The organism is Pseudomonas sp. Bc-h (assembly GCF_002080045.1).
In the GTDB taxonomy this organism is placed as follows: Bacteria; Pseudomonadota; Gammaproteobacteria; order Pseudomonadales; family Pseudomonadaceae; genus Aquipseudomonas.
On record NZ_MUIN01000002.1, the window covers coordinates 17,511 to 31,584 of the forward strand.

Annotated in this window: 14 protein-coding genes and 1 pseudogene; 5 read left to right on the top strand and 10 right to left on the bottom strand. The window is 58.3% G+C overall.

What is annotated here, in order from left to right:
- Positions 1-3 precede the first annotated feature (3 nt).
- From BWR59_RS02195 to BWR59_RS02215, 5 genes are read right to left on the bottom strand one after another with little or no spacing between them, the layout of a single operon-like run.
- The gene (locus BWR59_RS02195) at positions 4-645 is read right to left on the bottom strand and encodes a hypothetical protein (RefSeq protein WP_081564015.1); all 642 of its coding nucleotides are present in this window, start codon (positions 643-645) and stop codon (positions 4-6) included.
- A complete protein-coding gene (locus tag BWR59_RS02200; RefSeq protein WP_081564016.1) occupies positions 642-1,451 on the bottom strand; it encodes an SDR family oxidoreductase in 810 nt (269 codons plus the stop codon). Before BWR59_RS02200 ends, BWR59_RS02195 begins: the two co-directional genes overlap by 4 nt.
- Complete coding sequence (locus BWR59_RS02205; protein ID WP_081564017.1) at positions 1,438-2,127, bottom strand: iron-containing redox enzyme family protein; 690 nt, start codon at positions 2,125-2,127, stop codon at positions 1,438-1,440. Before BWR59_RS02205 ends, BWR59_RS02200 begins: the two co-directional genes overlap by 14 nt.
- Positions 2,124-3,605, bottom strand: a complete 1,482-nt coding sequence (locus tag BWR59_RS02210) for an AMP-binding protein (RefSeq protein WP_081564018.1) — start codon at positions 3,603-3,605, stop codon at positions 2,124-2,126. The genes BWR59_RS02205 and BWR59_RS02210 overlap by 4 nt, the downstream gene beginning before the upstream one ends.
- Entirely contained in the window at positions 3,595-4,272 is a 678-nt protein-coding gene (locus BWR59_RS02215) for a thermostable hemolysin (protein WP_081564019.1), read from the bottom strand. Before BWR59_RS02215 ends, BWR59_RS02210 begins: the two co-directional genes overlap by 11 nt.
- A 176-nt stretch (positions 4,273-4,448) precedes the next feature.
- Here BWR59_RS02215 and BWR59_RS02220 point away from each other — a divergent pair, with 176 nt between their 5' ends.
- Both BWR59_RS02220 and BWR59_RS32735 read left to right on the top strand, forming a co-directional pair.
- Positions 4,449-4,985, top strand: coding sequence for a cytochrome b (locus tag BWR59_RS02220; RefSeq protein WP_081564020.1), 537 nt, complete (start codon positions 4,449-4,451; stop codon positions 4,983-4,985).
- A gap of 2 nt (positions 4,986-4,987) precedes the next feature.
- A pseudogene (locus BWR59_RS32735) lies at positions 4,988-5,205 on the top strand (IS5/IS1182 family transposase); the annotation flags it as partial.
- Positions 5,206-5,517: 312 nt separating this feature from the next.
- On the opposite strand, the gene BWR59_RS02230 reads toward BWR59_RS32735, so the two are convergent.
- The 3 genes from BWR59_RS02230 to BWR59_RS02240 all read right to left on the bottom strand — a co-directional run bounded on the left by BWR59_RS02230 (position 5,518) and on the right by BWR59_RS02240 (position 9,146).
- Positions 5,518-7,365, bottom strand: coding sequence for an alkyl sulfatase dimerization domain-containing protein (locus BWR59_RS02230; RefSeq protein WP_230981937.1), 1,848 nt, complete (start codon positions 7,363-7,365; stop codon positions 5,518-5,520).
- A 574-nt stretch (positions 7,366-7,939) separates the two neighbouring features.
- Positions 7,940-8,449, bottom strand: coding sequence for a hypothetical protein (locus BWR59_RS02235; protein WP_081564022.1), 510 nt, complete (start codon positions 8,447-8,449; stop codon positions 7,940-7,942).
- Positions 8,450-8,477: 28 nt separating this feature from the next.
- Complete coding sequence (locus BWR59_RS02240; protein ID WP_081564023.1) at positions 8,478-9,146, bottom strand: DUF3313 domain-containing protein; 669 nt, start codon at positions 9,144-9,146, stop codon at positions 8,478-8,480.
- 330 nt (positions 9,147-9,476) lie between these two features.
- On the opposite strand from BWR59_RS02240, the gene BWR59_RS02245 reads away from it, so the two are divergent.
- Positions 9,477-10,823 carry an MFS transporter gene (locus tag BWR59_RS02245; protein WP_081564024.1) on the top strand — a complete coding sequence of 449 codons (1,347 nt, stop codon included), beginning with the start codon at positions 9,477-9,479 and terminating at the stop codon, positions 10,821-10,823.
- 78 nt (positions 10,824-10,901) lie between these two features.
- Here BWR59_RS02245 and BWR59_RS02250 read toward each other — a convergent pair whose 3' ends face one another.
- The gene (locus BWR59_RS02250) at positions 10,902-11,801 is read right to left on the bottom strand and encodes a LysR family transcriptional regulator (protein WP_081564025.1); all 900 of its coding nucleotides are present in this window, start codon (positions 11,799-11,801) and stop codon (positions 10,902-10,904) included.
- Positions 11,802-11,900: 99 nt separating this feature from the next.
- On the opposite strand from BWR59_RS02250, the gene BWR59_RS02255 reads away from it, so the two are divergent.
- Complete coding sequence (locus BWR59_RS02255) at positions 11,901-12,527, top strand: RraA family protein (RefSeq protein ID WP_218191127.1); 627 nt, start codon at positions 11,901-11,903, stop codon at positions 12,525-12,527.
- 16 nt (positions 12,528-12,543) lie between these two features.
- Entirely contained in the window at positions 12,544-13,434 is an 891-nt protein-coding gene (locus BWR59_RS02260; RefSeq protein WP_168184438.1) for an NAD(P)-binding domain-containing protein, read from the top strand.
- Positions 13,435-13,438: 4 nt separating this feature from the next.
- Here the strand turns inward: BWR59_RS02260 and BWR59_RS02265 are convergent, their stop codons facing one another.
- Positions 13,439-13,834: a hypothetical protein gene (locus BWR59_RS02265; RefSeq protein WP_143490746.1), complete on the bottom strand. Its 396-nt coding sequence runs from the start codon at positions 13,832-13,834 to the stop codon at positions 13,439-13,441.
- Positions 13,835-14,074: the final 240 nt, after the last annotated feature.

Here is a 14,074-nt window from a genome sequence, read left to right on the forward strand (position 1 = left end):
CCGTCATTTCAGTTTCTTGTTCACTTCGACCAGCAGCAGCTGGATGTCTTTGCGCCGCCCACTGTCAGCCAGTTCTCTGCCGGGACGCGGTTTCGCTTGCAAGGCTTTGTCCAGCGCGGCCCAGGCTTGAGCATAGTGCCCCTGGCGGAAAAGATGATCGCCCCAGAAGTACAGCGGGTCGATGCCATCGGGATTGACTTTCAAAGCCTGTTCCAGCAGACCCTGAGCTTTCTCGGAGTCGCCAAAGCCAATGGGCCAGCCGGGCACTCGGTCATACAGCGCGGCAAGGCTTGCGTAGGCGGAGCCCTGCAGGGCGTTGGGATCAAGGGCCAGCGCCTTCTCCAGATCCGCTTTCGCCTGTTTGACTTTGCTCAGTGCTCCAAGCCCGCCTTGCGCACCGGCCCAGCTGCTGGTGACGATGCCCGACCAGACCCAAGCTTCGGCAACATCCGGGCGTTCCTGCTTGAATGCTGAGGACTGTGATGCCAGTTTCTCGAATGCGGCGACTCGCTGGTCTTCAGGCAGCTGGTACTGGATATGGGCCCATTCCTGCTGGATCGAGGTCAGGCGTTGTTGATCAGGCGCGTCCAATGCCCAGACGGGCGCGGCGAGGAGGAAGAGCAAAGCGACGAAGATTGCTTTCATGGTTTGGGTTTCTCTTCAAAGGGCATATTGCTCAGTCGACGAATGAGCGGCAAGTGCTTGCGCAGGGAACGATCCACGACAGCAGGCAGCAGTCCATTAAGGCGGACGAAAAATCGTTCCGGCCAGCCGAGGTAGAGTTCGCGCTGATCTCCAGCGATAGCGCTGACGACGGCAGCAGCGACTGCATCGGGGGCGTCTTCGTTGCTCTTGAGAGCGGAATTCAAGGCACGTGCCGCTGGCCCATTCATGGCGGTGCGGGTTGCACGGGGCGCGACGTACAACACGCCGACACGGGTATCCGCCAACTCACGGCGCAATGCCTCGGAGAACCCGCGCAGGGCAAATTTGCTGGCGCAGTAGGTCGTGTAGCCGGCGTAGCCGATTGATCCGAACGTGGAGCCGACGTTGACCACCATTGCTCGCCTGGCACTGCGCAACATCGGCAGCATCAGGCCCGTGAGCTGGATCGGAGCATGCAGATTGATGTTGAGCATTGCATCGATCTCACGACCTGGCAGTTGCTCCAGCATGGCGAAATGGTTGACTCCAGCAGCATTGATCAGCAGGTTGATGCCCTCCATGGCCTGCGCTGTCATCAGCACATGCTGACGGCCTTCGTGAGTGGTCAGGTCGGCTTTGACCCAATGCAGCAGGTGCGGGTACTGCATCTGCAAGGGTATCAGCGGCTCCTGATGCCTGGACACCGCCAGTACCTCTGCACCATGACTGCACAACGATTCGGCGATGGCCATACCGATTCCGCCGCTGGCGCCGGTCAGAATGACGCGGGCTTCAGACAGACGCATGAGCTGATTCCTTTTCAGACTCGGCCATAGCGCCAGGCAACTGCCGGAACATTTCGGTGTACAACGCATAGACGACCTTTGACGCCTTGATCACGGCGGCTTGATCTTCCGGGTCTTCGAGGCGATCCATCAGTTTTCGGTAGGTTTCCATGTGGCCAACGTCCAGGCTGCCGTGGGAACTCAGGTAGCTGAATGCCGTGGAGGGAAGGCCAAGGCGCTGCTGGATGCTACCTGCCGCGTGAGTCGCCAAGGCGATGCTGGTGCCTTCCAGGACATTGACCATGCCGAACAGGCCGACGGGATTTCCTCTGGCAATGAGGTCGTACAAATAGGCGACCATCAATTCGATGGGCAGGCCGGGCGAGCCGTCGCGCACCGCATCAGCGTCGGCGCCACAGGCCCGCAGATCGTTGAGGATCCACTGTTCATGCCCGTATTCGTCGTCAATGTATTCGCACACGGCGCCGCGCAACCATTCCAGCCGCGAGGGCAGGCGAGCACCGCAGGCCATCATCAACGGTACGGTGTGACGCACGTGGAAGTAAGCCTGATTGAGGAATGCCTGATAGCTCTCCAGCGTCACCTGGCCGAATAGCGCCTGGTGAATGACCGGCAGGTTGAACAGCGTTTCGCGTTCGGTACGGGTGGCTCCTTGTAGCGTTTCGAAAAAACTCATGAATGAAAATCCTTAGCTCTTGTGGGCTCGATAAAGAGATGACGGTAATGCGCCAGAATGGCGTCGCGCTTCGGGCGGCCATTGGCGGTGGCCATGCCGTTGCCCGGGCTGAAAGGTTGTTCCAGCCGTGTCCAGCCATGCACTCGGGCATAGTCAGGCAGCGATCGATTGGCCTGGGCGACGGCATCGGCAAGTTGCAGGTCGGTGGTTTCCGGGCGCTGCGGCCAGATCAACGCATGGTTGTGGGCCATCGCTTCGCCGTAGACGAACGCCTGGCCGATGCGGCCGTGCTGAGTCAGTTCAGCCTCGACCCACTCGGGATTGACGTTGCGCCCGAAGCTGGTCACGAACTGATGCTTCTTGCGTCCGTGGAGGTAGAGATACCCGTTGGCGTCGAACTCGCCCAAATCGCCGGTAGGCCACCATTCAGGCACAGGGCGGCTGTCGCCCAGATAACCCAGCATCCCGGAGCCTGCGATCATCACTTCGCCGTCTTCGGCCAGTCGTATCTGCACGTGCGACAGGGGCTTGCCGACACTGCCGGGGTGATGAGCGCCGGGACGGTTCAGCGCCACTACCGAAGCGCATTCCGAAAGCCCATAGCCTTCGTAAACCGGCAGACCTGCCAGATCGGCACGCAGCAGCAACTCATGGCTGACCTTGGCGCCTCCCACTGCAACGAATCGCAATTGGCTGCTATCGAGCGCTCCGATTTCACAGGCCGTGATCAGTAGCAACAAGAGCTGCGGCACGAGAATCATGCTGTGCGGGTTTCGAAGCTTCAAGGTCGAGAGCAGCCGTGGCAGATCCACGCCACTGGCGCCCTGAATGCCCAAGGTTCGCTGGCTGGGCAGGCTGATCATGGCGCCGGCATAGAGGGCTGCATAGCAGCCGATGTTCTCCAGCAGAATTGCCAGGGGCAACAACGAAAGGTGGTGCAGAGGTTGCTGCGACTCACTTGCATCGTGCAGCCCGCGGGCAACCCGTAGCACACTGTCGGCGCTCAGGCACACCCCCTTTGGCGTGCCGGTGGTGCCTGAAGTGAATGTCAGTTTCGCAGTACCTGCCGCAAGTAAGGGGAGCTCAGACACAGCTCGAATCCAGAAGCCATCACGGCACCGGAAGCCGGATTGCTCCAGTTCATCATCATGGTCGGGGCCTGCAATAACTACATCGGCCTGACTTTGCTCAAGGCAATGCAGACGCTGGGCGGTGCTGAAGAAAGGGGGCAGGGCAAGACAGGCGAGGCCTTCGAATAGAATTGCCAGATCCCAGATCAAAAAATCGGGCCCGTTGTCCAGAGCGATAGCGACGACTTTGGCATCCAGGTCGCTGAGTATCTGCTGTCGCAGACGAATCTCGGCATCCAGTTCTGCATAGTCGAGCTTGAGGCCGTCGCCCCATAACGCATAGGCGTGTGGCTGATCGATGGCGAGCTCAGCGATCCGCTGGCGAAAAGCGTTCAGTTCAGGCGACATTGCAGTTGAGCTCCAAGGTCAGTGGCAAGCCAAATCGCTCGAATACGCCGCTGTGACCCAAATGCATAAAGCCGGAGCGAATATCTCCAACATGCACGCTTGGTTGAGTGTCGTAGTAATTGCCCCAGGCATGGCGGTCATCACCCAACCGCATCGGGTCGGCAGCACACAAAGTAACGGGGCGCAGACCCAGGCGATTGAAGCTATTGACCAGGGCGGCATTGCCTGTGAACGCGACCCAATCCAGACCGCCCATCGCCAGCAGCCAGGTAATCGTGATGATGCTCAACCGGGCGCTACCCAGATTACTCGCGGCGAGGTTGCCAACCTCGACAATGCTTTTGCGATCGACAGGATGCGAAGCGTGAGCTTCGATGGCGCGCTCGATCGGATCGTCCAGGTAGTGCTCCAGAAACAAAGCAGATGAGGTTGCCCTCCGCACACCGGCGACTGCACACAGGCTGCCTGAGTTGTCGTTCAGGCCGAATAACTCAGGCATGAAGTGGCAAATCTCGGCGTTGTGGACTTTGCGGAAACGCTGCTGGATAAAGGCTTCGAACGCGTCGCGCAACGGCTCCCGAGCCAAGGCTCGTTGCAGTGAAAGAGTGGAAGCTTCAGGGGTTCCGAAGCTCAGTGGCAGACAAACATTCCAGTCCAGACCCTGCATGGGTGAGGCTCCTCCCCAGTGGTGAATGAGGTGGAGTATCAGCACCGATTCTTAACGAAGTCTGAAGGTGGGAGAAATGCGGCAGGCCACCTTCTTCAGACTTCCTTAAGGCAGCTGCGGCACAGTCCGATCGCCTCCGATGCCTTTTCATCCACCTCTTGAAAGCGAACCCCGACATGACGTCACTTTCACCTCGTTACGCAAAACTCTCGATGTATCTGCATTGGTTGATGCTTGCGCTGTTTGTCGGCGTGTATGCCTGTATCGAACTCAAGGGGCTGGCTCCCCGCGGCAGCGCATTGCGCTCAGCAGCGTTGGGCATGCACGGTCTGTTCGGGCTTTCAATCTTTGTGCTGGTCTGGGTTCGCTTGCTGGGGCGCCTGATCTACAAGGCACCGGCGATAAGCCCGAGGCCGCCCGCATGGCAAATTGGGCTCTCTCACACGATGCACGGGCTGCTCTACATCCTGATGATCGCCACACCAATCTTGGCGTGGCTGATGCTGGCCGCTGGAGGAAAACCCGTACCGTACTTCGAGTTTTTTATACCCGCGCCGGTTGCTCTTGATCCAGCTCTGGCCAAGCAGATCAAAGGCTGGCATGAATGGCTGGGCAGCTTGGGCTATTGGCTGATTGGACTGCATGCGGTGGCGGGTTTAATCCATCACTACTACGTGCGAGATAACACGCTTAGACGGATGCTGCCTCGATAAGCCGCAGGGCCCGCACGCCAGATCGCCTCGGCAGCTCTCGTTCCGAATGTAAGAAGGTAGAAATGTTGTTCGCCCCACCTCAAGTGCATTTTGAAACTGCATCGCTTGCGACAACGAGGGATGAGGTGGCGCTACCGACGAATTCACGTTAGCGCCTGCTGTACAGCATCGGGGGCGACTGGCCGAACTTACATCTCAAGGCCCGCCCGCCAGAGGATAGAGACGCCTGTTTCAAGCAAAAAACCTCAAATTAACCTCTTGAGAAAGCAGCAGACGTCAACGAAGTACCGAAATACCACTTAAATAGTGGCGATAGGTTCTTTGATGATGCCAAGCTCAGCGTCACGTTTCCTGAAAGGTCGATTTTTCAACAGAATCGACCCAAGGCGGTCTCTCACATCAATAGCAATCGGCCGCAATCTGATGCCGGCCTCTATGTCTGACCCGTCGGGTGACGGCGGCGCCTCAAGCGCCGCCGTCTGTTCTCAAGGTTAGCTTCCAGTCCCGTTCCCGCTGTCCAAAGGCTGGTCGATCAGGGCGTTACGATGTTGAACCAGAAATCGAAATCGTCCATGTAAGAAACCAGCTCTTCGAGCTTGCCTTGAGTCCCGTCTACCTTGATGTCCCCCGAGGCCAGTGCATCTTTCAAAGAAGTCTCTTTCAGCACGATTTTATTCAGCGTGTCCCGGGTAAGGGTGACCGTCGCATCAGCGTCTTTGGCGACAACGCCTTCGGTGTGATTCAGCACGCCGTTCTCCATTTCCACCGAATACTTCTGCTTGAGATCGGTGAAGTCAAAGTTCAGCGAGAGACGCTTGTCTTCGGCTTTTGGCCCGTTCAAACGCATGGCCAGGAAGTCGAAGAACAGGTCCAGATCCATGGCTCGAACCGTGTCGGGGCTGGCGGTGTCAGGCGTTGGCAACTTCATCACACCCTCGCGCAATTCCTTGGCACCTGTGAGGTAGAAGTTGCGCCATGGCCCACTTTCCGCCTGGTAACCCAGCTGCTCCAACGCGTCCGCTTGCAGATTCTTCGCTGCCTGATTGCTTGGGTTGGCGAATACCACGTGGTTGACGACTTCGGCGACCCAGCGGAACTCGCCTTTGTCGAAGTATTCCCTGGCTTTCTTGAGGACGGCATCTTCACCCCCCATCATCTCGACGTAGTGCTTGCCACCTTCTTCCGGCGGCAGTTCGTTGAGCTGTGCCGGGTTGCCGGTAAACCAGCCCAGGTACAGGACATAGGTGGCTTTGACGTTGTGGTTCACTGAGCCGTAGTAGCCACGGTTGGAGAATTTACTGGCGATCGCCTTGGGAAGTTTGAACTGCTCGGCGATCTCCACCATGGTATAGCCCTTGTTGATCAACCGCAGGGTTTCATCGTTGATATAACGGTACATGTCACGCTGGGAAGACAGCTGCTCACGCACCTCTTTGTTGCCCCAGACCGGCCAGTGGTGCATGGCGTACATCACCTGAACATCGTCGCCCCAGAGCTTGAGTGCCTCGTTGAGGTATTTTGACCATGGCAGCGGCTCGCGAATCTTGGCCCCGCGCAGCGAGTAGGTGTTGTGCAAGGTATGCGTCGAGTCTTCTGCAGTGTTGAGGGCTTTCTTTTCTTTAATGTAATAGAGCATTTCGGCGGGTGCTTCACTGCCTGGCGCGTAGAGGAACTGGTAGGTCAGCCCGTCGATGACGTGGGTCTCGCCGGTCTCTTTGATGATGTCGGTAGGCGGAATCAGCGTCACTGTGCCGGCCGATGTCGTCGTGCCCAAACCTGCTCCCAGCTGGCCGGTGGGGGTAGGGGGGAGCAGGTTCCCGTACATGTAGCTGGCGCGACGGCTCATGGCGGTGCCCGCCATGACGTTTTCCGCCACGGCATGCTCGACGAAGCCTAACGGCGCATAAATCTTCACCTTGCCAGCTTTCACATCTTTTTCATCCACAACTCCGCGCACACCACCGTAGTGGTCAACGTGGCTGTGGGTATAGATAACGGCCACGACTGGTTTCTTCGGCCGGTGCTGGTAATAAAGCTCAAGGGCCGCCTTGGCGGTTTCGGTGGAGATCAGCGGGTCGAAGACGGTAATGCCGTCCTTGCCCTCGACAATGGTCATGTTGGACAGATCGTAGTTGCGAACCTGATAGATGCCGTCGGTCACCTCGAACAGGCCCGAGATATTGATCAACTGGGACTGCCGCCAGAGGCTAGGGTTAGTGGTGTCCGGAGCGTTTTCGCCTTCTTTGATAAAGGAGTACTTGGCCGGGTCCCAGACCACATTCCCGGACGTCCCCTTGATGACTGCTGACGGTAGCGGCGCGATGAAGCCCTTGTGAGCAAGCTCGAAGGATGTCTTGTCGCTGAAAGGCAGCTCTTTCAAAAGCGCATTGTTAGCAGCCTTGGTAGCCTCCGATGCAGGTTTTGGTTTCTCTGCGTCGGCCGCAACGGCAGGGTTCGCCATCGTGATTGCTGCAACTAAGCAGAGAATAGTCCCGGCAATTTTAGAGGGTCGATGTTTGGACTGAGCAGGGAAACACTTGTTGGATTCTGTCTGGCAGATCATTTCTAGCTCCATCTAGTCGTTAGGCATAGTGGTAATGCGCCATGCAGGGAGTGATGGCGGGTGCAAGTAAAAATAGTCGGGCTATGGAAAACTTCTAGGAAATCTTTTCCGTCGCCTCTCGCAGCCTGACGGGAAACGACCGTGCTACTTATAGGCCCTGATGCATTTAGGTGTTGGATGAAACATTCAGTTGCATGATTGCGTACTGAATGACAACCGTTTGTCAGATTTGATCTTCAGGGATTACGCAATTCGAGCAAACAAAAACTAACGTAGCAATTATCAAAAGTTACACGCCAATAATTGTCACCTCTATCAAGTTTCGTAACAGGTCTAAGCGAAGCATTCGCTAGACCAACTGTTAATGCTCGCCGTTGGTCAGTCTGGCTGCTCAGCCATCCACTGGAAGTGGACCGAGGAACATCTTCTTCAGGCGCTCCTTTCCAATTGCGCGGGCGAGCTCCGAAAATACGCAGTACATGAATATCAGTGTCACGAGCAGAATCTGGACTGCCCAGAATTGAGGCCAATTCATTGCGTTCCATAGCATGTCATTCGCTTCAGAGAAGCTGGGCGCTTCTTTCCAGAATTCGTACAGCCGCTCCAGATAGTGAACGACGAGTGCGACCAAAGCGTACATCAGGGTTTTCCATAGCACGTTCCAGATCAGTGGCTTCTCGGGGAAGCGATTGATGAAGGGCAGCATGTCCGCGACCAGCACCGACTTTCCGAGGACCAGTGACGCGATCAGAACGGAGGCTGACACGGGAAGCGATACGCCGGTGCCCTTCATCATGAGTGCACGAATGACGGCCACGATGTGCAGGATGATGAAAAAGAAAACCGTAGGCGGTAGGGCCTTCATGGCTTCGTGTTTTATCTTCAGCAGTATGGCTTTCATGCAATCGCTCGCTTGATGGCCTGATCGGCTATCGTTTCAGCTGTTGATACGACTTGACCATGTCCGACGCCCACGCATCCAGAACGCCTCGAAAATCTCCAGGCTTGAGGGCTTGTGCGGAGTTATCGAGTTCATAACCAGCCCCTTTACGGACCACTTCCGCGACCACATCGCCGTTACCTGCGTCGAGGAAAGCGGCCTCTGTGGCCACGCTTGTATCCTGATCGCGGATGCCCGTGGCCACGCTCACGCCGGCGGCTACCAAGGCGACTGGAATCACTTCATAGGGGCGTAGCCCTTTATTCGAGGCGCTGACTGCTGTTATCGCAGCGCGAACTACCAGCACATTCGGGCCTGGGCCATCGGCCAGTGGAAGGACAGTGGCAAAAGCGGTCTTTAGTGCTTGATCATAGGACTGCGTAATGCCGCGCAAGGTATTGGCGGGAAGTTTCTCGGTCGGTTGCGGTTGAGGGTAGAACTGGCTGGGCTCTATGTAGACGCTGGTGAATCGGTTCGCGTCCACACCCGGTTGAATCCAGCGCAGAACAGGCGCCCCGGATGGCGATTCGGCTTTCTTCAGGACTTTATAGTCTTTAAGAAAGCCGGAGTACTCGTCGGGGCTTACTTCGTTGCTCGAGCAGCCCGAAAGGGCAAGTGCCAATGCACATACCGGTACTGCCCAACGTTTCATTTGCATGACATAACTCCTGTAACACGAGAAGGCGTCCAAACAATCGGTGTCTGTGAAGGGGAAAACGTAAGAGTAGGCAAAAGCGCTGAGTGTGCAATTTTGTGTGCAAAAAATGCTGAGGCTTGAGATAGCCGTGTTCCTTATCCGCTACTGAACTTCCCAAACGCGTTCACATTCCGGCTTTAAGTGGCCCGCCGGTCGTGGACGGATCCGTGACGGGACTATCTCTCTGCGCATTCCACCAGGGAATGATTGAGGTTTCTTATTTATCGCTTTTTCTATCCTTGCAGAATGTCGACCATGACCACTCCAACAAGCATAAGAAAGGGAGGGGCCATGACTGCAATTGCCACCACTGACACCGCCGTCCAGACGGCCAGGTCAAAGTATCGCTGGGTAGTCCTGTCGGTCATCGTTGTCGTCTACATGCTCGCCGCTGCCGACCGGGCCAACATCGGTATCGCTCTGCCCTATATTCAGAAAGAGTTCGGCGCGAGCAATGCGCAGGCAGGGCTGCTGGTAAGCGCGTTCTTCCTGTTTTACTCCCTGGGGCAGATTCCAGCGGGCTTCTTGCTGAGCCGGGTAGGGGTGCGCCTGGTCGCGCCGGTGTCCATCGCCCTGACCTCCGTGGTCACGTTGCTCATAGGCACCGCGCATAACTTCGGGCTTTTGAAGATCTATCGATCAGCGCTCGGTGTGGCTGAAGCAGCACTGCCGTTGTCGATGCTCAGCACGATCAACCGCTGGTTTCCAGCGCGGGAGAAGGGCCTGGCCACAGGGGCTTTCCTGTCTGCGGCAAAGATGGGCGCGGTCATCGCTCCGCCCATCGGCGCTGCGCTGATCCTGCTTGATGGCTGGCGCACGATGTTCTTCGCCTTCGCCATCCCCGGTCTGTTGATGGCGCTGATCTGGTGGTGGCTGGTGCCCAATGATCCTCGTTCGGGAGCGCGGGTCAACGAGGCCGAGGCCGCGTACATCGAGGATCAGACCAAGACCGACGGCGGCACTGTACGCGCGCACAAAAACTTCGGTGCGCTGGACAAGCTGCTGCGCTACAGACACACGACGCCTCTGGCCACCTCACGTTCGGTGTTCGCATCATGGAACATCTGGGGTTGTGGTCTGGGTTATCTGCTGATGACAGGTGTGGTCAACGTCCTGCTTGCCTGGCTGCCGAAGTATTTGGGGGAGGTGAAGCATTTCGAGTTGATGCAGATCGGCTTCGTCGCATCGCTGCCTTTCGCGGGCGGCGTGCTTGGCAATATCGTGGGTGGCTGGCTGTCCGACACCGTTCTCGACCGCCGCAGAAAACCGACGATGATGATCAGCGCTGTGGCGACCTGCCTGATGATGATCGCCCTCGTCTATGCGCCCAACGATCTGCTCTCTGTCAGCCTGCTGCTGTTTGGCACCGGCTTTTTGCTGAACATCGGCTACTCATCGTTTTCGGTGTATTCGATGGGCCTGACCACACGTGCGACTTATCCGGTCGCAGCGTCCCTGGTGAACAGCGCCGGTCAGGCAGGCGGGGCCATGGCGCCTCTGATCACCGGCATGCTTCTGGACAGCTATAGCTGGACGGCGGTGTTTCTCTTCCTGGGCGTCTGCTCGTTGGCAGCGCTGGTTTTCGTGCTGTCGATACACGAGCCTGCTGATCTTAGTGAACAGAAGACTGCCGGCTAAACAACCTTCCATTGGCTGCAGCGACAGCTGACGCCGGCGGATCAAGCAAGGCGCACGAGTATTGTCTCGTGCGCCTTTTCAGCTTTGCAGCTGCCGCGAGAAATCACACAGCTCCACGGCCCGGCAGGCGACTTCGGTTACGAATGCCGAGGGCCGGTCGTTCCGGTACATCGCCATGTACGGCACCGGGGGCAACGCCGGGTCAGTGTTGATGATTGTCAGCTTTCCTTGATCGACCAGCGGGCGAAAGCATTCCAGCGGCAGATAGGTCACGCCCAATCCGGCGGCGGTCAGCCCGAGCATGGCAGTGAGGCTGTCAGAGGAGAGCGTCTTGGGCAGTTCGATGCCCAGCGCGCCGAGCCATTTGTTCACGAACAGGCCAGACCCCGAGCGCTTGCCCTGCACCAGCACCGGGTACCTGGCCAGCTCCGCCAGCCCCACCACCCCTGAATGCGGGATCAACCCGGGTGCTGCCATCCAGGCGTTCTCCACGATGGCCAGCGGCACGGCAGTGACCTCTGGCGCCGTGAAGGTGTCGGGAATGATGATGAGGTCTACCAGGTCATCCATGAGCTTTTCGTGGAGATTACGGCTCATGTCGACTTCCGGTTCCACGGTCAGCCCCGGAAAATCCTGCACCAGCCGCGCGATCAGGCGCGGCAGCCAAGTCAGCGCCGTGAGTTCTGTGACGCCCAGTCTCAGCCGTCGAGTAACGACATGAGTGCCGTCTTTCAACGAGGTGATCCGCTCGGCAAGGGTGAGCATTTCTCGGGCGATGACCAGCAGTTCTTCACCGGTTGCAGTGAGTCGCGCGCCGCGCTGCGAGCGGTCGAACAGTTGCAGGCCGGTGGTCGATTCCAATTCCTGAACGCGTTTGGAAATCGCGGACTGGGTGGTGTGCAGGTGTTCGGCGGCGCGCTCGAATGTGCCCAGACGTTCGATCCAGTGCAGCGCAGTGAGCTGTCGAAGGGTGATCACATTCATTCCTTAAGAGCATGTAGTTGCATAGAATAATATCGCTTTTTCTATTTAACAGCGTCTTTATCCTCAGTGACATCAGCCACCCGAGGAACACCCATGAACGCAATCGCTTCAACGTCAGAAGTCAGCGCCCTGTTGGCGGCGTACACCCGCACCTCGACCTCCATCATCAGCGACTGCCTGGACCGTCTTCCCGGAGCGCCCCTCAAGCCGTTTCATCGCATCGAAGGCACGATGGCAGGCATCGCGCTGACAGTGAAAGTCCCCTGCGGAGATAACCGCGCGATTCATCAGGCGCTGGAAATTCTCAGCCCGGGTCAGGTGCTGGTGGTCGATGGCGGGGGCGACATCAGCCGTGCTTTGATGGGCGACATCATGGCGGCAATCGCCGAAAAGCGCGGTGCTGCCGGCGTCGTGGTGGACGGCGCCATTCGTGACCTGGCAACCATCGGCAAGGGGACATTTCCGGTGTTCGCTCGCGCTGGCTTCCATCGCGGCCCCTACAAAAACGGTCCGGGGGAAATCAACGTCCCGGTCAGCATTGGCGGCATGCTCGTCTCGCCGGGAGACATCGTCGTAGGCGATCATGACGGCATCGTTGCCTTCCCGGCATCGCAGGCAGAGAGCCTGCTGCAACGCTGCCTGGCCACCGAGCAAAAAGAAGCAGAGATGCTGGCGCAAATCGCTGCCGGCACTTACAAAGGCGCCTATGCGGCCCACTGAAGCGGAAACCAGAACAATGAAAATCGGAATTATCGGAGCAGGCGAAGTCGGCCTTACGTACGCGCGGCCGTGGTCGGCGGCGGGGCATGACATCGTCTTGTGCGACTTGAAACCGTCCCCCCGTGCCCAGGCGTTCGCCGCGGAGCTGGGGCTGAACGTGTCCACTTCCATTGCCGACGTCGTGCCCGTGTGCGATGTGGTGGTGTCCTGCGTGTTCGGCACGGTCTCCCTGACGGTTGCCGAACAGGCGCTCGGCAGCATGCAAAAGAACGCGTTGTTCGTCGACATGACCACCGCCGACCCGGCGCAGATCAGGACCGCTGCTGCCCACGCTGCAGAGTTGGGTGTTGCCTACGTGGACGTCGCGATTCTCGGCGCCATTGCCCTGACCCACGAGAAAACCAACCTGCTCGGCGCGGGCGTGGGACTGGATCGAGCCATCGACCTGTTCACATCCGCCGGGGCACCGCTCAAGCCCGTGGAAGACGGCGCCGCCGGTGACGCGGCGGCGTTGAAAATCCTGCGCAGCGTGTTCACCAAGGGGCTTGAAGCGCTGACCATCGAGTGCTTCATGGCCGCCGAAAAGCAGGGCGTGACCGACAAGCTGCACGACGCCTTGAGCGACATCGATCAAGCCAGCCTGCGCGACTTTCTCGCAGCGCTGATCCGCACCCATGTGGTTCATGCGCCACGCCGCCTGAAAGAGGTCGAGGAGGCCGAGCGTCAGTTGCGCGCCGCCGACATGCCGGTGTCGGTGCTGCCCGGTGTCAGGGACTTGTTTCAGCGCACCGCCGATCAGATCCGTTCAAACCCGCCCCAAGCGGCAGCGCCGAACGTGCAGGAGGCGTTCGAGTGGCTGTTCAAGGCAAATGGCATCAGGCCGGATCGCAGTGCGCCAGAGAACTGACCGTTTACAGGCAAGGAACCTCGTCCACATGAGCAATGACGGATCCGCTGCGGTCGACCAGTTGAACGCCGACTCGGCCGCCCGTGGTGCTCTGGATAAGTGAATAGTGCTGATCGGGCAGAAACTCATCATAAGTGAGCGTCGCGATGCACAGGCGACGAATGCCTCGATAGTCACGCCTGGTCAGTCCAACCTCGAGACTTTGCTTGCTCCCGGTGAATTGAAATGTCCTGAGGTCGCTGGCAGGCGTTTCATTAGCCCGCCGGGCAACCATTTCAGTTCCGGATGTCGAGTCAAGGTCAACAACGGTTTGCCCGGGTTGCGGGCGTGTGGGATCGACTGCACAACCGTGTACAACCAGCAGCAACGCGGCCGCTCCGACTGTTTTTGGAATACTCATGGGTGCTCCGGGTGTCAGCGGGGAAGGGCAAGGCGCGATCCCGCAAGTGTCGCCAGACCCCCGCAATAGTAGCGCCTGGCGTCATTCGATGAAGGCTTTATCGAGGCGCGCGATACACGCTGTACAGGGCGTTCGGGAATCTGTGCCTGTGTCGCGCCAGCTCATGTTCGACCCAGTTCAAAGATCGAAATCCGCATGTCTGACTCCCGACGCCCCAATGGCCGACCTGGAGCCCCTCAG